Here is a 23327-nt window from a genome sequence, read left to right on the forward strand (position 1 = left end):
GTCGGATTATCGCCGTCCGAATGCGGCGGTGGATGGGTACGCGCTGCGTCTGACGTATATGCGGAACAACTTCCGTGCGGATATCGGTTCGACGCCGATGGGTTTCGCGAACCCGACGGTGGTGGGCGGTGCGGAGGTGGTTCCGCGGATCAACGAACAGTGGCGGGTGCGGCTGACCTTCGAGCGGCGGGCGGTGACGGACAGCCTGCTGTCCTATGCAGGACTGCGCGAGAAGGACTGGGTCACCAANCGGAGGTGGTTCCGCGGATCAACGAACAGTGGCGGGTGCGGCTGACCTTCGAGCGGCGGGCGGTGACGGACAGCCTGCTGTCCTATGCAGGACTGCGCGAGAAGGACTGGGTCACCAACTGGGGCGGCGTCGTCAGAACAGGCGGACGCGTCCAGTTGGAGTACACGCCGGTCGGCAGGTTCGGTGCCTTCGCCGGGATCGGCGGCTATAGCGTGCAAGGCCAGAACGTTCAGTCGAACACCAAGATCGACGCGGGGATCGGTGCCTACTATTCGGTGCTGCGGGAGCCGAGGCAGAACCTGACGCTGGCGGTCGGCGCCTTCTACATGGGCTACGACCACAACCTCAGCGGCTTTACCTTCGGCCAGGGCGGCTACTTCAGCCCGCAGCAGCACATCATCGGCCAGGTGCAGGCGGAGTATATCGCGCGCTGGGATGACTGGTCGTTCCGCACGGTGGGGGGCATCGGCTACCAGGCGTATCGCACCTCCTCCAACGCGGCTTTCCCGACGAACAGCGCCATGCAGGCGCAGCTGCAACAGGCAGCGGTGCTCGACCCCACGATCCAGACGCAGGTGCGAGGGCAGCGGAGCGCGGGCCTGACCGGCTCGGTCTTTGCCAACCTGGAATACGCGATCAATCCGAACCTGCGCGTGGGCGCGGCGGGCCGCTACGAGCGCGTGGGCAATTATGACGAGGCCGTGGGCCTGTTTTATCTGCGTTGGCGTCTCGACCGCCCGCGCGCCGATCTGGCACCCTATTACGAGGGCGCGCCCTACCCGACGCTCAACGTGAACGATCCCATCCAGTCCAGCTTCCGGCAGGGAAGGCCCGAATGGATTCAGCTTCCGCAAGGCGCGACGCGTCCGACCTGGTGAGGCGCGCGGTGCGGCGCCTGGGCGCCGCACTGGCCCTCTCCGCCCTGGCGCTTCCCGCGCTCGCCGCGTGCCCCGTGGTCAATCGCGGCCAGCCGCTGCCGTGGGAGGCCTCGATCAGCGAAGTGCCCTGGCCGCCCTGGCGCCAGGCGGCGGATGCGCTGACGCAGACGCTCCGCACCACCGATGTCTCTCGCGCCCGCGTCGTCTTCATCGGCGACTCGCTGACGGCGGGATGGCACCCGCAGATTTTCCAGATGTTCTTCGGCAATCTGTCGCCGCTGAACCTCGGCGTGGGCGGCGATGCAACCCAGGGCATGCTCTGGCGCTTGCAGAACGGCAACTGGCCCGCGGCATTGCGGCCGGAGCTGATCGTCCTGATGATCGGCACGAACAATCTGGGCTTCGGCTCCTCGCCCGAGAATGTCGCGATCGGCGTGGGACAGATCATCGCGCGGCTGCAAGGCCTCGCGCCGAACGCGCGCATTCTGCTGCTCGGCATTCCTCCGCGCGGCGCGACGGCCGCGGACCCGCTGCGGGCGACGGTGGCGCGGACGAATGCGCTGATCGCGCCTTGTGCCGACAACCGGCGCGTCTTCTACGCCGATCCCGGCCCGCTGCTGCTGGATGGCGCGGGCAACCTCCAGGACTTCGTGGCCTTCGACCAGCTGCACCTGTCGATGGTAGGCTACGCCATCATCGGGGCGATCATTCAGCCGGCCGTTCGGCAACTGCTCCAGCGGTAGGGTGCAGCCCTACCGCGCGAAGAAGGCGCGCTCCTCGGCCGTGATGGGCTGGCCCATCACGCGCTCCGGAATCTCCCAGATGATCAGGCGCGGCGGCGCCTCGCGAAAGGTCGCGCCGGCGAAATAGGCCGAGGCGGCACCTGCGAAGCCGCCGCCCGCCTGCGCGAGGTTCGTCACCTTGGCGCCGAGCGCCTGCTGCAAGGCGCCATGGAAATTGGCGTTCACCGAATAGGACGATCCGATCAACGCCACCTGCGGCGCGCCTTCATCATCCAGCAGGCCGCCGCCCGAGGCGGGCTCGTCCGTATGGGCGAGGTGCTGGCGGTCGATGGGCGGCCGCAGCCCATCGGGCAGGATATCGAGGCCCATCAGGCGCAGAAGGTCACCGGGGCCTGCCGTCTCAGCCGCATCGTGCCGTGTCGTGAAGCCGCCGGGGCGGTCGATGGTCGCGGCTTGCGCACCTGCGGCGATGGCGGCGGCGGCCGCGGCGGCGCCGTCCTGATTCCAGTGCGTGTCGGTCCGCCAGTAGGCCGGGCGCTGGGCGGCCAGCGCCTGGAGCGGTTCCAGCAGCGAGATAGGGGCCAGGCCCTGCGCCCGCATCGTGGAGAGAAGACGGGCGTAGCGCGCCTCGGATTGCGCCGAGATGGGCGCGCCGCACAGTTCCGCGTGATGGACGCGCGCCTTGTCCGGCACGACGGCGACGATCAGCGTGACATTCTGCGCGGCGAGCCGAGCGCGGATGCGGGCCAGCGCCTCCGCGCGCTCCGCCATGACGCGGTCGGCATCCGGCCAGGGCCGGAGCTCCTCGTTGAGGAAGAGCCAGCCGTTGCAGCCAACGCGCACCTGGGGCCCACCCGAGTGGAAGAACCGCCAGCGGAAGAACCCGCCGGCAGCGCGTGCCCAGGGGTCGATGGGCAGGTTGTGCGCCATGATGTGGTTGACGGCCGCGGCGGTGCGGCCGGCGAGGAAGGCCTCGCCATTCAGCGTCGGCTGCAGCCTTTGCTGCGCGGCGGGAAGCGCGATGGCCCGGACGCCCTCCGTGAAGCCCCAGGCCAGGATGGCGATGACCAGCACCGCTTGCCAGACCGCGATCTTTCGAAGCCAGTTCTGCATCGGTCGGGCTCCCTCAGAACTGGAAATAGAGGAAGGGGACGGCGGCACGGCTGTAAAGCAGGATCATGCCGAGGACGAAGCCCGCCAACGGTCCGATGGCCCAGACGTAGCGCCATGCCACCGGCATCTCCGGCACCGGCCGCAGGAAAGGCAGGCGGTGGCCGAGCAGCGGCAGGTAGACCAGCACCACCGCGATAAGCATGCACCACCACTGGTCGGGCGTGACCTGCCAGGCCAGGGCGTCGGAGATGTGCAGGCTGCCCGGCAGGAACATGGCGCCGTACATCGCGAAGGCGTTGTGGACGTCATGCGCCCGGAAGGCGACCCAGCCGACGATCACTGCCAGCATCAGCAGCATATTCCCGATGACATAGGGCATCGGCCCGTTGCCCGCGCCGCGCCAAGCGCGATGGATGGCCAGCCACCCGCCATGCCAGAAGCCCCAGAGGATGAAGGTCCAGTTGGCGCCGTGCCAGAAGCCGCCGATCACCATGGTGAGCAGCAGGTTCACATAGGTGCGGACTGGTCCGCCCCGGTTTCCGCCGAGCGAGATGTAGAGGTAGTCGCGCAGGAAGCGGCTGAGCGTCATGTGCCAGCGCTGCCAGAATTCCTGGATGTTCCCGGCGAGATAGGGGTTGTTGAAGTTCTCGGGGAAGCGGAAGGCGCACATCTGCGCGAGGCCGATGGCCATCGCCGAATAGCCCGCGAAGTCGAAGAAGAGCTGTAGCGTGTAACCGATGGCGCCTGCCCAGGCATCCGCCATGCTGGGGTTCGGCAGTGCGTAGACGCTGTCCACCATGGGCGAGATGGTGTCGGCGATGAGCACCTTCATGCAGAAGCCGATCATGAAGCGCCGCGCGCCTAGGCCGAATTTCTCCAGCGTATGGACCCGGTTCTTCAGGTCGTCCTCGATCTCCGCATAGCGCACGATCGGGCCGGCGATGAGCTGGCTGAAGATGGCCTTGTAGGCCGCATAGGCCACGAAGTTCCGGCTGACCGGAACCGTGCCGCGCCAGACGTCGACCAGATAGCTGACCGATTGCAGCACGTAGAAGGACAAGCCGATCGGCAGGATGATCTCGGACCACGGCGTCGGCGCGAGGCCGAGCGCGGTCACGGCGTCGTTGTAGGTCTGAACGCCGAAATTGGCGTATTTGAAATAGGCCAGGACGCCCAGGATGACCGTGAGGCCGAAGGCGAGAAGGCGGTTCTTCGTCGTCCCCGCCGGCGTCCGGTCGATCAGCCGCGCCATGGTGAAGGTGAAGACCGTGACCGCCACCAGCAGGCCGAGGAAGTCCACGCGCCACCAAGCGTAGAACGCCCAGGACAACAGCAGGATCGACCAGTTCCGATACCGCGCAGGCGTCAGGAAGTAGATCGCGAAAAATATGGGAAGGAATAGAAATAGAAATTCGAAGGACGCGAAAATCATCGGCGATAGCCTCCATGCGAGGCGCGGCGCACCAAAGGCACGGCAGTATCGCAATCAATAGCGCAGGCCATTGAGTTACCTCGATTCGCGCGGGGGAGCGGCAAATCGCGCTTAGCATTGCAGATGAGAGTTCCGCAATGCCGCGAAGAACGATTCAACTTGAGGTTGCGGCCACCCCGCAGTATGCGCGGGCAGGCTGAGCCTTCGCCATTTCCAGCACGGCCGGAAGCGCACTAAACTCCGCCGCGAATGGCACAATTTGCGGGATGAGCTCGTGCAGGATTCGATGAACGACCCGAACACCCTCACCTACATCGCGCGCAAGAGCGTGCCGTCGCAGTGGCGCACCTTTCTCCGCGCCCTGATGGAGACGTTGGAGAGTCATCTCGACGGCAGCGGGCGCGAGGGGATGATGCGGCTGGTGGGCGCGCGGATGGCGGCGCTGATGCCGCTGCCGGCCTGCGCGACGATGGCCGAGCTGGAAGCCCGCATCAACGACGCGCTGGCCGCGGCCGATTGGGGCTATGTGCAAATGAGCCTCGATATGGGCAACCGGGCCATGGTCCTGCGCCACGTGGCGGCGCCGCTGGTCGGTACGCATTCGGATGTCGCCGGCAATTGGGTCGGCTCGGTGCTGGAGGGGCTTTATGGCGGCTGGCTCGGCAGCCAGCCGGGCGCCGAGCCCGGGACGCCGGTGCGGCGCGTCGGCCCCGAGGCCGGGGCGGTTGTTCTGAAATACGCCAAGGCGGCCTGAAAACAGAAAACCCGCCGCCATCGCTGGCGGCGGGCTTCCTCAGGGCAGCCTTCGAGGTCAGGCCGCGGCGCGGATCGCGGCCTTCTTCACATCCTCGCCGACGGCGCCCGCGAAGGTCTCGAAGTTCTTCTCGAACAGCGAGACCAGCTTCTTCGCCGTCGCGTCATAGGCCGCCTTATCGGCCCAGGACTCGCGGGGGTTCAGCACCTCGGCCGGAATGCCGGCGACGGCCTTCGGAATGGCGAGGCCGAAGAACGGATCCGTTACGAACTCGACCTTGGCCAGCGAGCCGTCCAGCGCCGCGCGCAGCAGGGCGCGCGTGTGCTTGATCGACATGCGGCTGCCGGTGCCGTAGGCGCCGCCCGTCCAGCCGGTGTTCACCAGCCACACCTGCGCGCCGTCCCGGGCGATCAGCTGCTCCAGCATCCTGCCGTAGACTTCCGGATGGCGCGGCAGGAAGGGGGCGCCGAAGCAGGTGGAGAAGGTCGCCTGCGGCTCCTTGCCCAGGCCCTTCTCCGTGCCGGCGACGCGTGCCGTGTAGCCCGAGAGGAAGTGGTACATCGCCTGCGCGGGCGTGAGCTTGGAGATCGGCGGCAGCACGCCGAAGGCGTCCGCCGTCAGCATCACCACGTTCTTCGGCAGGCCACCCATGCCGCCCGGCGCCGTGTTGGGGATGAACTCGATCGGGTAGCAGCTGCGCGTATTCTCGGTGTAGCGGTTGTCCTCGAGGTCGAGCTTGCCGTGCTTGTCGGCGACCACGTTCTCGAGCACGGCGCCGAAGCGGTGCGAGGCGTCCCAGATCTGCGGCTCGGCCTCCTTCGAGAGCTTGATGACCTTGGCGTAGCAGCCGCCCTCGAAGTTGAAGACGCCCGTCTCAGTCCAGCCGTGCTCGTCATCGCCGATCAGCGCGCGCTCGGGGTCGGAGGAGAGCGTCGTCTTGCCCGTGCCGGAGAGGCCGAAGAACAGCGCCGTGTCGCCGTCCTTGCCGACGTTCGCCGAGCAATGCATCGGCAGCACGCCCTGCGCCGGCAGCAGCCAGTTCATGACGGTGAAGATGCTCTTCTTGATCTCGCCCGCGTAGCTGGTGCCCGCGATCGCGATGATCTTCTGCTTGAAGGAGAGGCCGATCAGCGTGGTCGAGCCCTCGCGGCCGCCATCCTCGGCCGGCACGGAGTCCAGCTCCGGCGCGTGCAGGATCGTGTAGTCCGGCGTGAAGCCCTCGAGCTCCGCCTCGGCCGGGCGGATGAACATGTTGCGCGCGAACAGGGCGTGCCAGGCGTTCGTCGTCACCAGGCGGACCTTGATGCGGTACTTCGGGTCGGCGCCGGCGTAGAGATCCTGCGTGAAGAGCTCCTTCTGGCTGCCCAGATAGCCGCGGACGCGCTTCAGGAAGACCTCGTACTTCGCGGCGTCGAGCTTCTGGTTGACCTTGCCCCACCAGATCTCGCCGGTCGTCTCGGGCTCGTCCACCACGAACTTGTCGGCGACGGAGCGGCCGGTGTGCTGGCCGGTGAGGCCGATGAAGGCGCCATCCGCCGAAAGCCGGCCTTCGCCGCGCGCCATGGCGAATTGCACCAGCGGAGCCGCGGTCAGATTGGCGTGCACCGGGTTCGTCGTGGTGACGCCGGTGCCGGCGAGGGAGGTAGCGGTCATTCGTGAGTTCCCAGTGGAGCGATCGCCAGGGCCGGTGGCCCCGGTGGCCCGCCTATCGAGGACAGATACGTCGGAATTAGGGCGGCTAAGTAGCACGCGCAATGGCGGCTCCGCACAGGCTTGCCATGAATTTTTTCGCCTATGCCCAGGCAGGCGTCATTGCTGCGGCGCACTCTTGTGCAGGCGGCCTTCGCGCGCGCCCCGGATCAGATTCATCCGAACATCTTCGGGGCTGGCGGCGGGCGTGAAGAAGGCCCAGCGGCGCACGATCTCCCCGGAAATCAGGTCGATGCCGTCCGGATCCAAGGCGCTGATGCGCCACGCGCCGGTCGCTTCGCCTAGCAGCCCCTCGGCGATCGCGCTGATCGCATCGGCGTGCTCGTCGTTCACATGGGCGATGATCCCGGCCTCCGCAGCGCTGACGGAAGCCAGGGCGGCGTGATCCGGCAGCAACTTTGCGAGGGGAAGCCTGATCGCGCGGGCAAAGCCGCCCACGAGTCGCGCCTCGGCCGGGACGACGCGCCAGAGCCCGAAATCCCCAAAGCCGGCATAGAGCGCCGCATAGGGATGCCGGGCGAGCCAGCGCGCCTTCAGCGCCTCATCCTCGATCCGCTCGGCGGTGCCGGTCACGGTCACGCGCGGCATGGTCTGCGGATTGGCCTCCGCGGCCTCGCCTTGGAAGAGCAGGGCGCAGCGCGGCTCCCGCTTCAATTGCCGCGTGTGCTCCGAGAGGTCCGAGAGCCAGAGCAGGATCGAGAGATCCGGCGCGGCGGCCGGCGTTACCAGCCCGGCATGAGGCTGGCCGTCTTCCTGTGTCGCGAGCGTGGCGAAGGCGGCCGCGCGGATGATGCGGCGCGCCTGGAATCCCGGATCCTCGGTCATGGGGCCAGCCTAGGCGCTTCTCACCGGAAGGAGCAGGCGAAGCGGATCTGCGCACCTACCTGAACGGGGGTCGGCGCGCCGGTGCCCGAGGGGTTGTGAACCTGGAGCGACAGGAAGGCGATGTCCTTCTGCTCATAGGGGTTCAGGTCGAAGTGGCCGATCGGTCGCACGACGGTGAAGTTCCCGATCCGGCTGATGGCCAGCATGGTGGCCGTCATGGCGCGGCGATTGGGATCCAGGTTCTGGAACTGGCCGTGATACTCCACCTCCGCGGTGCGGCCGTTCGATAAGACATTGGAGTAGAAGGAATTCGCAACGAGGGTGTTGTTGCAGAAGCTGGGCCGCTGCGCCATGGCGGGTGCGGCGAGGCAGCCCACCGTAACGGCGGCCCATGCGAGGGTTCGGGCGATAGGGGTCATGGCTTCAAGATCTCCTGGGTTCCCGCATAGCGGACCGCCCCTGTCTTCGGCCATTCGGCTTTACGCATCGGGAGGATAGGCGCCGGCCTATGGTCAAAGCCGGAGATTGCGAATCTCCCCGTCCTGCGTCTGTTTTGTGCCCGAATCGCTGCCTATACAGGGCTTGAAGGAGGCACGCATGCCGCAAACCATCGCCCTCGTGGACGACGACCGGAACATCCTGACCTCGGTCTCCATGACCCTGGAGCAGGAAGGCTATCAGGTGCGCACCTACACGGATGGCGAAAGCGCCCTCCAGGGCCTGATGAGCAAGCCGGTCGACCTCGCCGTGCTCGACATCAAGATGCCGCGCATGGACGGGATGGAACTGCTGCAGCGCCTGCGCGCCCGCAGCGCCATGCCGGTCATCTTCCTCACCTCCAAGGACGAGGAGGTGGATGAGCTGATGGGCCTGCGCCTCGGCGCCGACGACTACATCACCAAGCCCTTCAGCCAGCGCCTGCTGCTGGAGCGCATCCGCGCGCTGCTGCGACGCAACGAGGCCATCAAGCAGGAGAGTAGCGGCAATGTCGCGGGCGGGCTTCTGGTGCGCGGCGACCTGACGCTCGACGAGACGAAGCACACCTGCCTCTGGAAGGGAAAGCCCATCCAGCTGACCGTCACGGAGTTCCTGCTCGTGAAGGCACTGGCGCTGCGCCCTGGCCTCGTGAAGAACCGCGACCAGCTGATCGACGCGGCCTATGGCGAGAACATCTATGTGGACGACCGCACCATCGACAGCCACGTGAAGCGCGTCCGCAAGAAGTTCCGCGCGCAGGATGACGAGTTCGCACAGATCGAGACGCTCTACGGCATCGGCTACCGCTACAAAGAGCAGTGATTCTCTGCCCTCAGGCGCCGGGTGCCGGGAAACAGTCGCGCAACTCGGGCAGGGACGTGATGCGCAGGCACGCGCCGCGCTCCCTGGCGTCATGCACCTCGCCCCAGAGGCCGCGCGGGATGAAGACGGGATGCATGCCCGCGGCGCGCGCCGGCTCCACGTCGTTGTCGAGCCTGTCGCCGACATAGGCGATCTCGGCCGGGGCCGCGCCGGTCGCCTTCAGCACCTCCGCGAAGAAGCCCGGCTCCGGCTTGGACACGCCCCATTGCGCGGAGGTCGCGATGAAATTCGCGCCGAGGGCCAGGGCTTCCAGCGCCTCCGCGACGCCGGGCGGCTGGTTGCCCGCGATGCCGACCTTGAGCCCCGCCTCGCGCAGTGCGGCGATGCCGGCGCGCACATCCGGATAGAGGTCGGCCTCGCCGGGGATCTCCAGCCCGTTGAGCCGCGCGCGATGGGCCTTGATGTCCACATGCGGCGCGAGCTCGCGGATTGTGCCGCCGATACCCTTCTCCGCCGCGATGCCCTCGCGCAGCTTCTGGGTGAAGTCCGCCTCGCTCAGTTCCAGCACCTCGGCCCAGCCACGGATGAGGCGCGCTTCGTCCACCAGCACACCGCCGACATCGAAGACCACCCAGGAAATCACCACGTCAGCTCCATCACGGAGATGCGGTTCTCCGAGAGCGGCACGCCGCGCCCGACCAGCTTCTCCTCGTTGAAGAGGGCGTAGACGGCCGTGCCCGCGCGCCCGGCGGGGAGCGAGCGGGTGGCCGAAGCGATGCTCGCCACACCCTCGCGCTTCTCCACCACTTCCTCGTTGTCGATCAGCACGACATCGCGCGGCCAGGAGAAATATCCGCGCGGGCGGACGAGCCGCACGAGGCAGCCCGCGCCGCGCTCCGCCTCGGTGATCGCCGCTGGCGGACGGAGGTTCACGACGCTCGACGAACGCGGGAAATGCGGGCGGAAGAAATGCGCGATGGGATGGCCCGGTACGGTCAGCACGATCTCCACCGGCATGTAGCGCCAGGCCGGCAGCACCGCGGTGCCCCAGGCGCCGTCCGCGCCCGTCGTCATGCTCAGCAGCGCGTCACCCTCGCGCTGGCCGAGCCAGTCGAGCGTGAAGACCTCGACCGTCGCGCCCGCGACCGGGCGATTGGTGGGGACGCCGTTGGAAAGCCCGGTCACGATGCCGCCGATGCGCGGCCGTTCCTCCGGCATGACGCTGAGCGTCAGGGGCTCGCGCCCCGCGATGTGCTTGAACTGCTCGCGGAACGCACGCCAGTGATAGGCGGTCTCGCGATGGTCGAGGCCGGGCAGCAGGATGTTGGTGGCGCCGCGCAGCGCCGGCCCCTCCTGCGTGACGCCCGTCGGCGTGCCGGGACGACCGACATAGCGGCCGTCGGGCTGGGCGTAGAGGTCGTTGTCGGAGCGGATCGTGAGGAAGCTGACGCCCTTGGTCACCTCGCTCGCGCCGCCGTTCAACCGGCGCAGGAAGGGCGCGCGCCCGTTGAACTCGCTGCCCGCATTGAACTCCCAGTCGTAGACGCCGTGATTGGGCGTCCCGCAGGTGATCGCGTGACTGACCTGGGCCGCGCCCTCGGGCCGCGAGACGACATCGCGGATGGGATAGCCGCCGCGCGAATTGCCGATCAGCGCGACTTTCGCAGCACCCGTCCGCGATCGCAGTTCGGCGATCGCGGCGGCCACGCGCTCCGTCTGCTCGGCGCTGGAGCTGCGGTCGGGCTGGGGCACCGCGTCATCCGCGCGGGCGAGGGGATCGGGCAGACTGATCGCCATCAGCCGTTCGCGCGGCCAGGCATTGGATTCGAAACGCCAGAGCGTCGTCATCCACAGCGCGGCATGGTCCCCGTTGCCATGCACGAAGAGGATCGGCGTCGGCGCCTCCTGCGCGCTCGCCCGGCGAAGGAAGGGCAAAGCCAGGCCGGAGCTCAGCAGGGTGCGGCGCGCGATCGACATGCTCAGCTGTCCAGCTTGATGCCCAGCTCGCGGATCAGCGGGCGCCACAACGCGTTCTCGGCCGCCACGAAGGCCTCGAACTGCGCGGGCGTCCAGGGCTGGTAGTCGATGCCGAGCGTCCGCATGCGGGAGGTGATCTCGGGCGACTGGATGGCGTTGATCATCTCGCCCGAAAGGCGGGCGATGATGGGTGCGGGCGTGCCCTTCGGCACGCTCATCCCCTGCCAGCCATAGGCAACGGTGTTCGGGAAGCCGAGCTCCGCCATGGTCGGTACCGTCGGCGCGTCGGGCGTGCGCGCGTCGGTCAGCGCGGCGAGCGCGCGGACCTTGCCGTCACGGATGAAGGGCAGGCCGGTCGCCGTGTCGATCACCACGCAATCCACCTGACCCGCCAGAAGATCCTGCATGGCGGCCGGGCCGCCGCGATAGGGCACATGCGTCACGTCGATATTCGTGCGGCGGCGTACCAGCTCCATCGCCAGATGGTGCGGCGAGGCGACGGCCGGCGTGCCGTAGGTGATCGAGCGCGTGCGCGAGGCCGCCAGCAGCCCGGCGAAATCCGTGGGCGAACCCTCGGGCCGCACGACGATGTAGAGCGGGAAGCGCCCGATGAAGCCCACACCGGCGAGATCGGTGTCCGGATTGTAGGGCAGGCGGGAATAGAGCGCCGGATTGTAAGAGAGGATGCCGTTGTCGACATGCAGCCAGGTGTAGCCATCTGCCGGGGAGCGCACGACCGTCTCGCTGGCCAGAACGGCGCCGCCGCCGGGCCGGTTCTCCACCACGACGGTCTGGTTTAGGCGCTGGCTCATCGCCGCGCCGATCAGCCGCGCGAAGGTGTCGGAGGCGCCGCCCGGGGGATAGCCGACGATCCAGCGAAGCGAGCGTTCGGGGAAGCCCTGCGCACCAGCGGCGAGGGGCGTGGCTGCGCCTATGGCGGCGGCGGCGCGAAGCAAGTCTCGGCGAGGCAGCATGCCCGGGGTCTCCAGATATCGGGCTGCCATCATGCGGGCGTCAGGAAACACTTCCAAGCCCGTAGGCGAAGCCTGCCCGTCACGCCCAGAGGGCGCCGCCTTCGGGAAGGGCAGGATCGGTGAGCAGACGGTTCCTCCCGCCGCGTTTCGCGGCATAGAGCGCGGCATCGGCACGGGCGGCCAGCCGGGCCGGCGCCTCTCCCGCCTCGGCCCAGGCGAGACCCATGGAGACGGTGATCCGCAAGACCTCTCCCTCCGCCTCGACGGGCGCGGCCGCGATGCGGGCCCGCAGCGTCTCGGCCTCGTGCGCCGCTTCCGAAAGCGCGTGGTCCTGGAGGATGAGCGCGAATTCCTCTCCACCGAAGCGCGCGGCGAGGAGGCTCTCCGACGGCACCGGGAGCATCGCGGCGAGATGGCGGAGGACGAGGTCGCCCACGTGATGGCCGTGCCGGTCATTCACCGACTTGAAGTGGTCGACGTCGATCATCACCAGCGCGGCGGGCCGTCCCGGCAACTCGGCCAGCGCGGCGCGCAGCGCCTCGTCGAACCGGCGGCGGTTGGCGAGGCCGGTGAGCGGGTCGGTGGTGGCGAGGCGCCGGGCCTCGCTCAGCTCGGCCTGGAGCGCCTGCGTCTGGCGCGAGGTCTCGTCGAGGCGCCGCGCTGCGGCCTCGCTGCGCCGGGTCGCCTCCCGGGTTTCCTGGAGCAGGCGCATCAGCACGTCCCGCAGGCCGGCATCGTCATCCGTCGCGGCCTCCGAGACCGATTCGAGCGAGCCGCCATAGCGCAACGCCGCGTCGCGGGCGCCGCTGACCGCGCCCACCGCCTCGCGCACCGCACCGTCCAGCCGGCGCGACATGTCGAGTAAGGCGCGCGATTCGGATTCGGCCGCGAAGAAGCGGTCGTGCAGCGCGGCCATGGCGGCCTGGTCCAGCATGCCATCGGTGCCCAGCAGCCCATCCATGGCGGGCACCAGCCCGGGCTGCGACCCTTCATGATAGCTGAACCAAACGAGGTAGTTGGCAGGCGTCGGCGGCAGCCTGTGCGTGAGCATCGAGGAGATGGCCGCATGGGCGAAGGCCAGGCTCGCATCCTTCGGCCCCGTATCCTTCGGCAATGTCTCGGCCGGCATGTCCCTCTCTCCCGCGCGCTCCGCGCCGGACTAGCAGCCGGGAAGTGAAGATTGGGTTGTCAGCCGAGACCGGTCAGCATCTTCACCAGCAGCATCCAGAGGGGCAGGGTGAGGATGGAGAGGAAATGCTCGGAGGAGGTGATGGCGGCCATGAGCGGCGCATCGCCCCCCATGGCGCGCGCCATGACGTAGGAGGTGGCCGCCGTGGGCAGCGCCATGAACAGCACCGCCATCGCGGTGGGCAGCGGTTCGAGGCCCAGCCAGAGGCAGATGCCCAGCGTGATTGCTGGCACCAGCAGCAGCTTCACCGCCGCCGTCGCGAGCTGGAGCGGCACCCGGTCCGTCAGCGCGCCGGCGGAGAGCGCGGCGCCGACCGCCAGCAGGCCGAGCGCCACCGAGGCACGGCCCAGGGATTCGAGGAGCGGCTTCACCCCCGGCGGCAGCCCGCCCAGCCAGGCGACCAGGAAGCCCACGACGCAGGCCAGCATCAGCGGGTTCATCATGATCTGCCGCAGGATGGGCCAGGGCCGGAACCCCTTCTCCGAGGCGAAGGCCGTGTTGCTGACGAACTGCACGAAGGGAACGATGAGCCCGGAGGAGACGGCGCCGAGCGCCAGTCCCGGCAGCCCGAACATGGCCCCGGCCACCGCGAAGCCGATCAGGTTGTTGAAGCGGATGCCCCCCATCAGCACGCTGGTCATCGAGGCGTGCGGCTGGCGGAAGCGGCGGGACACCAGCAGCGAGAGCACCGTGCCGCTGCCGAGGCCCACCCAGATCGCGGCGAGCATGCCCAGAATCGGCACCTCGCCCAGCTTCACCGAGCCGATGGCGGCCACCAGGAGGGAGGGCAGCAGCACCCAGAAGATCAGCCGCTCAATCCCCGCCCAGAAGACGTCATGCGGCAGGAGCTTGCGCTTCAGCAGCGCCCCGAGCGCCAGCATCCCGAAGCACGGCACGAAGGCGTCGATGTAGGGCAGCACGTCAGGCGCCGAATTCGGCGGGCAGCGATGGTTCCGGCGGCTGGTGGTGCGCGGCCCCCTGGCTCGCGAGATCGCGGAGGCAGGAGGCCTCGGTGCGTTGCGCGAGCCCGCCGGCCCGCGCCTGCACATGGGCGACGCGCGGGCCGCCCTCGGCGCTGTAGAGCACGATGTCGATCTGGCAGCCCGCGGTCGAATAGAGCCAGATCTGCGCGACGCCTTCCTCGCGCCGCATCAGCGGCTCCCCCAGCGTGGCCCGGACCGCCTCAGGCGAGGCGCCCAGCAGGGCTGAGGGCGCGCGGGGCGTCTGGATCCGCGGCGCAGTCGCGCCCTGCGCCGCGACGCGGCCAGGGACTGAGCGGGAGGGCTGAGGTGCGACGGGCGCGGACGCGCCCGCGCCCAAGGCTTCGAGACTGGCCCGGTGGGATGCCAGGGCGGCCTGCGCGGCCTCCACCTCCCGGTCCGGCCCTGCGGCGACGCAGGCCGGAAGCAGAAGAGGAAGAAGGAAGATCCAGCGCGGCATCCCGCGAATATCCCGACAACAAGGTGGGGTGGCCCGCCGCGGGGGCGGGCCGGCCGGCCTCAGCCTTCGCCCTGCAGCATTTCCATGCTGCCGACGATCTGGCCACCCTCTTCGACCGAGAGCTTCTTGTAGCGCGCCATCCCCTTCACCTTGCCGGTGGAGCGGATGATGAGGTTGCCGCGCGCCGTCAGCGTGCCGTCGAAAAGGCCGCCGATCTCGGCGTCCTCGACCTGGACCTCGCCGCGGAAGACGCCGGTCTGCGTCACGGAAAGCTCGGCGGCCTGGATCATCTGGCTCTCGACCGTGCCCTCGACCACCAGGCGCTCGGCGTCGGAGACGGTGCCCTGGAGGCTGATGCCGCGGCCGACGATGAGCGTGCGACGCTCGCCCTGCGGCTCGGGGCGGACCGGGCGGGCCGGGGCGGCAGCCGGCACGCCGGGGCGAGCCGGGGCGGCGCCGGGCTTCGGCGGCACGCCCATCGGCGCGCTGTTCGCCGCCGGGGCGCGGTAGGTCGGCATGGTCAGCTCGGCGTCGCGGGAGGCCGGCACGCTCACCGACTCTGACGTGCCCGTGGCTTCCGATCCGTCGTCCTTCTTGCGGCCGAAGATAGACATGCTGGCAATCCTTCAAATTCCAGGCGTTCCACCCGGTTTATAACGAGGCGTCTTCCCTCGGCAACGCCGCGATGAAATGATTCGGGTAGAGCTTTGCAATTCAGGCGATTACGCGTAACCGCTCATCCATTCCAGCCGATAGGACTCGCAGAAGCATGACCCTTCCGACGCTCGACATCCTCGGTATCGGTAATGCGATCGTGGACGTCCTGGCCCCCACGGACGACGCTTTCCTGGCCGCCCGGAGCCTGGCCAAGGGCGGCATGCAGCTGATCGACACGGCCCAGGCCGAGGCTCTCTACGCCGCCATGCCCTCGGGCGTGGAGAGCTCCGGCGGGTCGGCGGCGAATACCTGCGCCGTGGCCGCGGCCCTCGGCGCCAAGGTCGGTTTCCTGGGGAAGGTCGCGACCGACCAGCTGGGCGACGTCTTCGCCCACGACATCAAGGCGACCGGCGTGCATTTCCCGACCGAGCGCCTCGCGGGCGGCGCGCCCACGGCGCGGTGCCTCATCCTGGTCACGCCCGATGGGCAGCGGACCATGAACACCTTCCTCGGCGCCTGCGTAACCTTCTCGGAGAGAGACGTGGACGCCGCCGAGGTCGCGCGCGCCAAGGTGGTCTACCTGGAGGGCTACCTCTTCGACCCGCCGGCGGCGCAGGCCGCCTTCCGCGCCGCCGCCCAGGCGGCCCACGCGGCCGGCCGCAAGGTGGCGATCACGCTCTCCGACCCCTTCTGCGTCGGCCGCCATCGCGAGGCCTTCCGCGCCTTCGTGGCGGAGGAGGCCGATATTCTCTTCGCCAACGAAGCCGAGATCCTGGCGCTCTACGAGACGGACGACTTCGAGAAGGCCGCAGCCATGGCCGCCGCCGATGTCGAGATCGCGGCCCTGACGCGCAGCGAGAAGGGCTCCATCATCCTCTCGGGCGGGAAGCGGCATGCCGTTGCGGCCCAGCCGGCTCAGGTGGTGGACACGACCGGCGCCGGGGATGCCTATGCGGCTGGCTTCCTGGCCGCCTGGGCGAAGGGCCTTCCCCTGGCGGAGGCCGGGCGCTGGGGAAGCGTCGCGGCCGCCGAGGTGATCAGCCATTATGGCGCGCGGCCGCTGGCCGACCTGAAGGAGCTCGTGGCATGAGGCGTTTGTTCATCCTGGGCCTTGCCGGCCTTCCTGCCAGCGCCTGGGCCCTGCCCGGTGAGCGCGGCGCCAGCACTCCGCAGCTGGCGCAAATGGATTCCATCCGCGAGCTCCAGCGCCAGCAGGCCAATCCGGACCAGCCGACCGGCCTGACCGGCCAGCGGCGCGACCAGGCCGATGCGGACGCCGCCTCGCTGGACGATGCCGCGAGCCAGCTTCAGGCTGCGCTGACGGCACTGCGAGCCGGCCGGGCGGGCCAGGCGAACGAGTTCCTGGAGCGGGCCGAATCCCGCCTGCTGACCCGTGATACCGCCCCCGCGCGGGCGGGCGAGCCGGTCCGCGGCGGTCCGGTGGGCCACATCTCGACGGCCCGCGCGGCGCTGCTCCGGAATGACCGGCCGGGCGCGCAACGCGAGATAGAGGCAGCGCTGGCGGCGATGAACCGCCCCGCCCGCCGGCGGAACGGCCGGCCCGACTAGCGGCAGGTGAGGCGGATGCCCTCGATGATCCGCGTGGCATCCGAGACCGACAGCCCGTTGGCCAGCACATATTCCCGATAGGTGCGGCCGCCGAGCGACTGGGTCGAGAAGATGTCCCGGTTCGGCTGGGCGTTGTGCATCACGAAGCGCAGGTCGAACCGGATGGGCTGCATCGAATAGTTAGCGATCCGGGCGGTGTAGTTCCACGTGCCGCCGGAGCCCGGACGGGTCTGAGCGGCCTGGACGGCGAGCTTCTCCGGCCCGATGCAGGCAGCCTGCCGCGATGGGGAAGAGGGCGAGCGCGGCTGCGCGGCGGCGGAACCGCACAGCACGGCCATCATCATCGCTAGCACACGCACCCGCATGGAGTTTTTCCCCGCAGCCGAGGCCGATATGCCTGCGACCCGGCCTCCCGGCAATGACTTAATTTGTCGCATTTGTCTCAAAGATGGGAAACTCCGGCGCGCGTCCGGGACACCCTCATGTGACCCTCGCATGGCCAGGGCCGCTTCTTCGCTGGCAATTTCGCCGCCGGGCGCTTATGTGTGCGCCGCAACAGACCGACATCGCAGAAATCAACGCCGCCCGGGCGCCTATCGCGCGGGCCACAACCACGCCCGGAAGCAACCCCATGCCCATGCGTAACCTCGCGATCATCGCGCACGTCGACCACGGCAAAACCACGCTCGTCGACCAGCTCCTCAAGCAGTCCGGCACCTTCCGGGAAAACCAGCAGGTCGCCGAGCGGGCCATGGACCGCAACGACCTGGAGCGCGAGCGCGGCATCACCATCCTCGCCAAGTGCACGGCGGTCGACTGGAACGGCGTCAAGCTGAATATCGTCGACACCCCGGGCCACGCCGATTTCGGTGGCGAGGTGGAGCGCATCCTCTCGATGGTGGACGGCGCGATCCTCCTGGTCGACGCGGCCGAGGGCGTTCTGCCGCAGACCAAGTTCGTGCTCGGCAAGGCGCTGGCCCGCGGCATCCGCCCTATCGTCGTCGTGAACAAGGTGGACCGCCAGGACGCCCGCCCGCACGAGGTGCATGACGAGGTGTTCGACCTCTTCGCCGCGCTGGACGCGACGGACGAGCAGCTCGACTTCCCCATGCTCTTCGCCTCGGGCCGCCAGGGCTGGGCCGACGACAGCATGGACGGCCCGCGCCAGAACCTGGACGCGATGTTCGACCTCATCGTCCGCCACGTGCCGGAGCCGACGGTCGATCTCGACGCGCCCTTCGCGATGAACGCGTCGATCCTCGAATACGACAACTTCCTGGGCCGCATCCTCACGGGCCGCATCGAGCAGGGCACCGCCAAGCTCAACATGCCGGTGAAGGTGCTGCGCTCCGACGGCACGACGGTCGAGACCGGCCGCCTCACCAAGCTGCTGACCTTCAAGGGCCTGGAGCGCGTGCCGGTGGACGAGGCGCAGGCGGGCGACATCATCGCCATCGCCGGCCTCTCCGACACGACCATCCCCGACACCATCTGCGCCCCCGAGCAGGCCGCGCCGCTCCCAGCGATCCCGGTCGATCCGCCGACGCTGGCCATGACCTTCCGCGTCAATGACGGCCCGCTCGGCGGCCGCGAGGGCAAGAAGGTCACGTCGCGCCAGATCCGCGACCGCCTGATGCGCGAGGCCGAGGGCAACGTCGCCATCCGCATCCGCGAGAGCGAGGAGACGGACGCGTTCGAGGTGGCCGGCCGCGGCGAGCTCCAGCTCGGCGTGCTCATCGAGACGATGCGCCGCGAGAGCTTCGAGCTCACCATCGGCCGCCCGCGCGTGCTGATGCGCGAGAATGCCGAGACCGGCGTCCGCGAGGAGCCGTTCGAGGAGGTTCTCGTCGACGTGGACGAGGCCTATACGGGCGTGGTCGTCGAGAAGCTGTCGCTGCGCAAGGCGCAGATGCAGGACATGCGGCCTTCGGGCGGCGGCAAGACGCGCATCACCTTCCTGATGCCCTCGCGCGGCCTCATCGGCTACCACTCGGAGTTCCTGACCGACACGCGCGGCACGGGCATCATGAACCGCCTGTTCCACGGCTACGAGCCCTATGCGGGCCCGATCGAGGGCCGCCGCAATGGCTCGCTGATCTCCAACGTGGATGGAGAGACGACGCAGTACGCGCTCTTCGCCCTGCAGGAGCGCGGCCACCTCTTCGTCGACCCGGGTGCCAAGGTCTATGAGGGCCTGATCATCGGCGAGAACTCGCGCGGCGACGACCTCGAGGTGAACCCGGTCAAGGAGAAGAAGCTCACCAACATCCGCGCCGCCGGCAAGGATGATGCGCTGCTGCTGATCCCGCCCCGGCGCATGAGCCTTGAGCAGGCGATCGCCTATATCGAGGATGACGAGCTGGTGGAGGTGACGCCGTCGGTGGTCCGCATCCGCAAGCGCTACCTCGATCCGCACGAGCGCAAGCGCATGAGCCGCAAGGCCGAGGGCCTGCCCGTGAAGGGCGAGGCGGCCTGATTGAAAAAGCGGCCCGAAAGGGCCGCTTTTTTTATGGCCTGAGACGCCGGGCGGCCGCATCCGCCGCCTGGCCTTCGTGCCGTTCCTTGTGATGCTAGGACGCGGTCCCGGTCAGCTGCGTCCGCACCAGTTCCGCGAAGCGCCCGTTGAGGGCGATCAGATCCTGGAAGCTGCCGCGTTCCGCGACGCGGCCCTGGTCGAAGACCAGGATCTCATCCGCATCGCGCACCGTGGAAAGCCGGTGCGCGATGATGAAGGTGGTGCGGCCCGACATCAGCGCGCGCAGCGCCTTGGCCACCTTCGCTTCCGTCGCCGCGTCCAGGGCGCTCGTCGCCTCGTCGAGGATCAGCACCGGCGGATCCTTCAGCAGCGCGCGCGCGATGGAAAGGCGCTGCCGCTGCCCGCCCGAGAGCGTGGTGCCGCGCTCGCCCACCATCGTGTCGTAGCCATGGGGCTGGCGCATGATGAAGTCGTGCGCCTCGGCCATCCGGCAGGCGCGCTCGATCTCCTCCTGCGTCGCGCTGGCGCGGCCGACGAGGAGGTTGTCGCGGATCGAGCGGTTGAAGAGCATGCTCTCCTGGAACACCACGCCGATGTTGCGGCGCAGGCTCTCCAGCGTGATGTCGCGCAGGTCCGTCCCGTCCAGCGTGATGCGCCCCTCCGTCGGGTCCCAGAGACGCTGCAGCAGTTGCATCGAGGTCGTCTTGCCCGCGCCGGTGGCGCCGACCAGCGCGACCGTCTGGCCGGGATGCGCGACGAAGTCGATGCCGCTCAGGATGCGGCCGCTGTTGGGGTAGGAGAAGCCCACGCCCTCGAAGCGCACCTCGCCCGTGGCCCGGCCGATATCCCGCGCATCCGCGCGCTCGGGCACCGTGCTGACGGTGTCCATCACCTTGAAGTACTGCGTCAGCGAGGGGGCCTGGAACAGCATGTGGGAGACGAAGGCCACGGCGCCTTCCATCCGCGCCACCAGCAGCGTGGCGAAGCCCATGAAGCTCACGATCTCGCCCACCGTCGCCTGGCCGCGCATGTGCAGCAGCGTGCCGAGCATGAAGATGGTGATGACGGTCAGGGTGCTGGAGGCGCGCGTCAGCACGTTCACGACCGCCCACCAGTTCAGCACCGGGAACTGGTGGTCCAGCACCTGGCGCATGATGTCGCCGAACATCTTCGCCTCGCTGTTGAGGCGCGTGAAGGACTGCACCACCACCACGTTCGAAAGCGCATCCTGAGCCGAGCCCGCGAGCTGCGTGTGGAACTCCTCCACCTTCTGCTGCGCCGTCTGCGTCTTGCGGATGACGAAGGCGGTCAGGCAGGTGAAGACGACGACCAGGCCGATCAGCAAGAGCCCCAGCCGCCAGTTCAGGATCATGGTCAGCGGCAGCAGCACGAGCGCGCTGATCGCCGTGATCAGATGCTCCCGGAAGAAGGAGAGCCAGAGGCCGAAGAGGTTGTCGGAGCCGACGAGCATCACCTTCATCAGCCGGCCGGACTGCACGTCGCCGTGGAACTCCAGCGGCAGCGCCAGCACGTGCTGGAAGTAGCGCGACATCATGAGCAGCCGGTTGCGGTGCGCCATGCGGTCCGCGAGGAGCGAGACGGCGACATTCGCCCCGATGGCGGAAAGGCCCACCGTCGCCCAGACGGCCAGCAGCACATACGCCTCGCTCCACACCACGTCGGGCGGGAGGATGTCCGTCTTGCTCAGAAGGTCGATGACGCGCCCGAAGAGAACGGGCTCGAGGAATTGCAACCCCGCCAGCGCCACGGCCGCGGCGGTGAGGCCGAGGGCCACCCACTTGTCGGCACGCAGCAGCGCCAGCACTCGGACGTAGAGACGCAGAAACTCCATCGGGCCCTCATGCTGGTCTGAGGGCACGGCGAATCGCCCCCTTGCTCAGAGCTTAGTCCGTTCCCCCGGCAATGAACCACGCGAAGCGGCGCATGGTTGCAGCGAGGCGGAGGCTTGAACCATGCGATACGAAAGTCCAGTCTCCATGACAAAGATACAAATTGGAGACGTCCCCGATGCAGCTTCCGCGCCCTTCGCGCCGCACCATCCTGTCCGCGGGCCTGGCTGCGCCCTTCCTCGGAAGCGCGGCGCGCGCCCAGGGCACGTGGTCACCCACGCGCCCGGTCCGCCTCGTGGTCGGCTTCACGCCGGCGGGTACCACGGATATCGCGGCGCGCCTCTTGGTCGAGCCGCTTTCGCAACGTCTCGGTCAGCAGGTGGTGATCGAGAACCGGCCGGGCGCGGGCGGCAATGTGGGCGCGGACGTCGTCGCGAAGGCGGATCCCGACGGGCACACGCTGCTGATGCAGACCATCAGCTCCGGCGCCATCAACTACGGACTCTATGCCGCGCGCATGCCCTACAAGCCCGAGGATCTCGTGGGCATCAGCCTCGTGACGCGCGTGCCCAACGCGATCTTCGTGAATCCCAATGTCCGAGCCAATACGCTGGCCGAGCTGGTGGCGCTGGCCAAGGCCAATCCCGGCAAGCTCAACATCGGCAGCAGCGGCGTCGGCACCTCGCTGCACATGACGGGTGAGCTGCTGAAGCTCGCGGCCGGCATCGACCTCACCCACGTGCCGTTCCGCGGCGCCGGCCCCATGCTGCAGGAGATGATCGCCGGCCGCATCGAGGTGGGCGTCGACAACCTGCCCAGCGTCATCAACCACCTGCGGGAAGGCCGCCTGCGGCCGCTCGCCGTCACGACCAAGACGCGCAGTGCGCAGATGCCCAACGTGCCCACCACGGCCGAGGCGGGGTTGCCCGATGTCGAGGCCACCGCCTGGTTCGGCGTGGTCGGCCCCGCGCGCATGCCGCGCGCCGCGATCGTGCGCATCAACCGCGAGATCGAGGCCATTCTCAAGGAGCCCGCGCACTGGGCGAAGTTCGACGATCTCGGCGGCATGCGCGCCGATCTCGAGCCCGATGGCGGCAGCTCGCCCGAGAGCTTCGACACCTTCATCCGCAACGAGATCGCGAAATGGACCGAGGCGGTTCGGCGCTCCGGCGCGACGGTGGAGTGATGAGCCCGCGCACCTCCCGCCGTACCGTACTCTTGGCGGGGCTGGCCGCGCCGGCGCTGGCCCAGGCCCAGCCCTGGGCGCCCACGCGGCCCCTCAAGCTCGTCATTCCCTTCCCCCCGGGCGGCACGACGGATCTCGTCGGCCGCATGGTGGCGGAGCGGCTGTCGCCGAAGCTGGCCCAGCCGGTCATTGTCGAGAACCGGCCCGGCGCCGGCGGCAACATCGCGGGCGAGAGCGTGGTCCGAGCCGAGCCGGATGGCGGGACGCTGCTCTTCACCTCCATCGGCACGGGCGCCATGAACTACGGCGTCTATGGCGCGCGCATGCCCTGGCGGCCGGAGGAGATGGCGGCGGTCGGCCTCGTGACCCGCATGCCCAACGTGCTCATGGTCGCGAACCGCATGCCGGTCATGAACATGGCCCAGTTCCTGGATTTCGCGCGCGGCCGCCAGGGCGAGATCACCTACGGCACCGCCGGCATCGGCAGCAGCCCGCATGTCTGCATGGAGCTGCTGAGCCAGATCACCGGCATCCGCCTCGTCCACGTCCCCTTCCGCGGTTCGGGCCCCATGCTGACCGAGCTGATGGCCGAGCGGGTGGATTGCGGCATGGACAACATCCCCTCCGCGCTGCCCTTCATTCGCGAGAACCGCATCCGCGCGCTGGGCATGAGCAGCGCGCGCCGCGCCGCCGTCGTGCCCGACGTGCCGGTGATCGGCGACAGCATCCCGGGCTTCGAGGCCACGGCCTGGTTCGGCGTGCAGACCTCCGCCCGCGTGCCGCGCCCGGCCATCGACCGGCTGGGGGCGGAGATCGACGCCATCACGCGGGATCCCGGCTTTCGCGCGCGCCTGGCGGAGTTCGGCGCCGATGGGCCCAACCTGACGCCCGAGGGCGGAACCACCCCTGCGGCCTTCGAGGCCTTCGTGGCCGCCGAGATCCGCAAATGGGGCGAGGTTGTCCGCAAGGCCCAGCTTTCCGTGACCTAGCGCCGGGTTCCGGCTG

General features: G+C 68.8%; 24 protein-coding genes. 10 read left to right on the forward strand and 14 right to left on the reverse strand.

Going from position 1 to position 23327, the window contains the following annotated elements; translation table 11 throughout:
* Positions 1 to 58 precede the first annotated feature (58 nt).
* From WJM96_RS21445 to WJM96_RS21455, 3 genes are read left to right on the forward strand one after another with little or no spacing between them, the layout of a single operon-like run.
* Positions 59 to 295, forward strand: a complete 237-nt coding sequence (locus WJM96_RS21445) for a cellulose synthase subunit BcsC-related outer membrane protein (RefSeq protein ID WP_424814768.1) — start codon at positions 59 to 61, stop codon at positions 293 to 295.
* Positions 256 to 1128 (forward strand): cellulose synthase subunit BcsC-related outer membrane protein, encoded by an 873-nt coding sequence (locus tag WJM96_RS21450; RefSeq protein ID WP_424814602.1) that lies wholly within the window; start codon positions 256 to 258, stop codon positions 1126 to 1128. The genes WJM96_RS21445 and WJM96_RS21450 overlap by 40 nt, the downstream gene beginning before the upstream one ends.
* Positions 1086 to 1871 carry a GDSL-type esterase/lipase family protein gene (locus WJM96_RS21455; RefSeq protein WP_424814603.1) on the forward strand — a complete coding sequence of 262 codons (786 nt, stop codon included), beginning with the start codon at positions 1086 to 1088 and terminating at the stop codon, positions 1869 to 1871. Before WJM96_RS21450 ends, WJM96_RS21455 begins: the two co-directional genes overlap by 43 nt.
* Positions 1872 to 1880: 9 nt before the next feature.
* Here WJM96_RS21455 and WJM96_RS21460 read toward each other — a convergent pair whose 3' ends face one another.
* Positions 1881 to 2984 carry an alginate O-acetyltransferase AlgX-related protein gene (locus WJM96_RS21460; protein ID WP_424814604.1) on the reverse strand — a complete coding sequence of 368 codons (1104 nt, stop codon included), beginning with the start codon at positions 2982 to 2984 and terminating at the stop codon, positions 1881 to 1883.
* A 13-nt stretch (positions 2985 to 2997) separates the two neighbouring features.
* On the reverse strand, positions 2998 to 4416 hold the full coding sequence (locus tag WJM96_RS21465; protein ID WP_424814605.1) for an MBOAT family O-acyltransferase: 1419 nt from the start codon (positions 4414 to 4416) through the stop codon (positions 2998 to 3000).
* A 286-nt stretch (positions 4417 to 4702) separates the two neighbouring features.
* On the opposite strand from WJM96_RS21465, the gene bcsD reads away from it, so the two are divergent.
* Entirely contained in the window at positions 4703 to 5170 is a 468-nt protein-coding gene (gene bcsD, locus WJM96_RS21470) for a cellulose biosynthesis protein BcsD (protein WP_424814606.1), read from the forward strand.
* A gap of 57 nt (positions 5171 to 5227) precedes the next feature.
* Here bcsD and pckA read toward each other — a convergent pair whose 3' ends face one another.
* The 3 genes from pckA to WJM96_RS21485 all read right to left on the reverse strand — a co-directional run bounded on the left by pckA (position 5228) and on the right by WJM96_RS21485 (position 8124).
* The gene (pckA, locus tag WJM96_RS21475; RefSeq protein WP_424814607.1) at positions 5228 to 6823 is read right to left on the reverse strand and encodes a phosphoenolpyruvate carboxykinase (ATP); all 1596 of its coding nucleotides are present in this window, start codon (positions 6821 to 6823) and stop codon (positions 5228 to 5230) included.
* A gap of 156 nt (positions 6824 to 6979) precedes the next feature.
* Positions 6980 to 7705 carry a HugZ family protein gene (locus WJM96_RS21480; RefSeq protein WP_424814608.1) on the reverse strand — a complete coding sequence of 242 codons (726 nt, stop codon included), beginning with the start codon at positions 7703 to 7705 and terminating at the stop codon, positions 6980 to 6982.
* A 20-nt stretch (positions 7706 to 7725) separates the two neighbouring features.
* Complete coding sequence (locus WJM96_RS21485; RefSeq protein WP_424814609.1) at positions 7726 to 8124, reverse strand: hypothetical protein; 399 nt, start codon at positions 8122 to 8124, stop codon at positions 7726 to 7728.
* A gap of 178 nt (positions 8125 to 8302) precedes the next feature.
* Between WJM96_RS21485 and WJM96_RS21490 the strand changes: the two genes are divergently transcribed.
* Complete coding sequence (locus WJM96_RS21490) at positions 8303 to 9004, forward strand: response regulator transcription factor (protein ID WP_424814610.1); 702 nt, start codon at positions 8303 to 8305, stop codon at positions 9002 to 9004.
* 10 nt (positions 9005 to 9014) lie between these two features.
* Here the strand turns inward: WJM96_RS21490 and WJM96_RS21495 are convergent, their stop codons facing one another.
* The 7 genes from WJM96_RS21495 to WJM96_RS21525 all read right to left on the reverse strand — a co-directional run bounded on the left by WJM96_RS21495 (position 9015) and on the right by WJM96_RS21525 (position 15198).
* Positions 9015 to 9650: an HAD family hydrolase gene (locus WJM96_RS21495; protein ID WP_424814611.1), complete on the reverse strand. Its 636-nt coding sequence runs from the start codon at positions 9648 to 9650 to the stop codon at positions 9015 to 9017.
* Positions 9644 to 10981 carry a hydrolase gene (locus WJM96_RS21500; protein WP_424814612.1) on the reverse strand — a complete coding sequence of 446 codons (1338 nt, stop codon included), beginning with the start codon at positions 10979 to 10981 and terminating at the stop codon, positions 9644 to 9646. The genes WJM96_RS21495 and WJM96_RS21500 overlap by 7 nt, the downstream gene beginning before the upstream one ends.
* A gap of 2 nt (positions 10982 to 10983) precedes the next feature.
* A complete protein-coding gene (locus tag WJM96_RS21505) occupies positions 10984 to 11955 on the reverse strand; it encodes a Bug family tripartite tricarboxylate transporter substrate binding protein (RefSeq protein ID WP_424814613.1) in 972 nt (323 codons plus the stop codon).
* 79 nt (positions 11956 to 12034) lie between these two features.
* Positions 12035 to 13084, reverse strand: coding sequence for a GGDEF domain-containing protein (locus tag WJM96_RS21510; RefSeq protein ID WP_424814614.1), 1050 nt, complete (start codon positions 13082 to 13084; stop codon positions 12035 to 12037).
* 59 nt (positions 13085 to 13143) lie between these two features.
* Complete coding sequence (locus WJM96_RS21515) at positions 13144 to 14064, reverse strand: AEC family transporter (RefSeq protein WP_424814615.1); 921 nt, start codon at positions 14062 to 14064, stop codon at positions 13144 to 13146.
* 1 nt (position 14065) lies between these two features.
* Positions 14066 to 14584: a hypothetical protein gene (locus WJM96_RS21520; RefSeq protein WP_424814616.1), complete on the reverse strand. Its 519-nt coding sequence runs from the start codon at positions 14582 to 14584 to the stop codon at positions 14066 to 14068.
* 59 nt (positions 14585 to 14643) lie between these two features.
* On the reverse strand, positions 14644 to 15198 hold the full coding sequence (locus WJM96_RS21525; protein ID WP_424814617.1) for a polymer-forming cytoskeletal protein: 555 nt from the start codon (positions 15196 to 15198) through the stop codon (positions 14644 to 14646).
* Between the two features lie 155 nt (positions 15199 to 15353).
* Here WJM96_RS21525 and WJM96_RS21530 point away from each other — a divergent pair, with 155 nt between their 5' ends.
* Positions 15354 to 16331 (forward strand): adenosine kinase, encoded by a 978-nt coding sequence (locus WJM96_RS21530; protein ID WP_424814618.1) that lies wholly within the window; start codon positions 15354 to 15356, stop codon positions 16329 to 16331.
* Positions 16328 to 16810 (forward strand): hypothetical protein, encoded by a 483-nt coding sequence (locus WJM96_RS21535; RefSeq protein ID WP_424814619.1) that lies wholly within the window; start codon positions 16328 to 16330, stop codon positions 16808 to 16810. Before WJM96_RS21530 ends, WJM96_RS21535 begins: the two co-directional genes overlap by 4 nt.
* Here WJM96_RS21535 and WJM96_RS21540 read toward each other — a convergent pair.
* Positions 16807 to 17175 carry a hypothetical protein gene (locus WJM96_RS21540; protein WP_424814620.1) on the reverse strand — a complete coding sequence of 123 codons (369 nt, stop codon included), beginning with the start codon at positions 17173 to 17175 and terminating at the stop codon, positions 16807 to 16809. The genes WJM96_RS21535 and WJM96_RS21540 overlap by 4 nt on opposite strands.
* Positions 17176 to 17441: 266 nt before the next feature.
* Between WJM96_RS21540 and typA the strand changes: the two genes are divergently transcribed.
* On the forward strand, positions 17442 to 19286 hold the full coding sequence (typA, locus tag WJM96_RS21545; RefSeq protein ID WP_424814621.1) for a translational GTPase TypA: 1845 nt from the start codon (positions 17442 to 17444) through the stop codon (positions 19284 to 19286).
* A 94-nt stretch (positions 19287 to 19380) separates the two neighbouring features.
* On the opposite strand, the gene WJM96_RS21550 is transcribed toward typA, so the two are convergent.
* On the reverse strand, positions 19381 to 21138 hold the full coding sequence (locus tag WJM96_RS21550; protein ID WP_424814622.1) for a glucan ABC transporter ATP-binding protein/ permease: 1758 nt from the start codon (positions 21136 to 21138) through the stop codon (positions 19381 to 19383).
* A 176-nt stretch (positions 21139 to 21314) separates the two neighbouring features.
* Between WJM96_RS21550 and WJM96_RS21555 the strand changes: the two genes are divergently transcribed.
* Together WJM96_RS21555 and WJM96_RS21560 are read left to right on the forward strand one after the other, a co-directional pair.
* Positions 21315 to 22322 carry a Bug family tripartite tricarboxylate transporter substrate binding protein gene (locus WJM96_RS21555; protein ID WP_424814623.1) on the forward strand — a complete coding sequence of 336 codons (1008 nt, stop codon included), beginning with the start codon at positions 21315 to 21317 and terminating at the stop codon, positions 22320 to 22322.
* Positions 22322 to 23311, forward strand: a complete 990-nt coding sequence (locus WJM96_RS21560; protein WP_424814624.1) for a Bug family tripartite tricarboxylate transporter substrate binding protein — start codon at positions 22322 to 22324, stop codon at positions 23309 to 23311. Before WJM96_RS21555 ends, WJM96_RS21560 begins: the two co-directional genes overlap by 1 nt.
* Positions 23312 to 23327: the final 16 nt, after the last annotated feature.

The sequence above is a fragment of the Roseococcus sp. YIM B11640 genome, from assembly GCF_049727625.1.
In the GTDB taxonomy this organism is placed as follows: domain Bacteria; phylum Pseudomonadota; class Alphaproteobacteria; order Acetobacterales; family Acetobacteraceae; genus Roseococcus.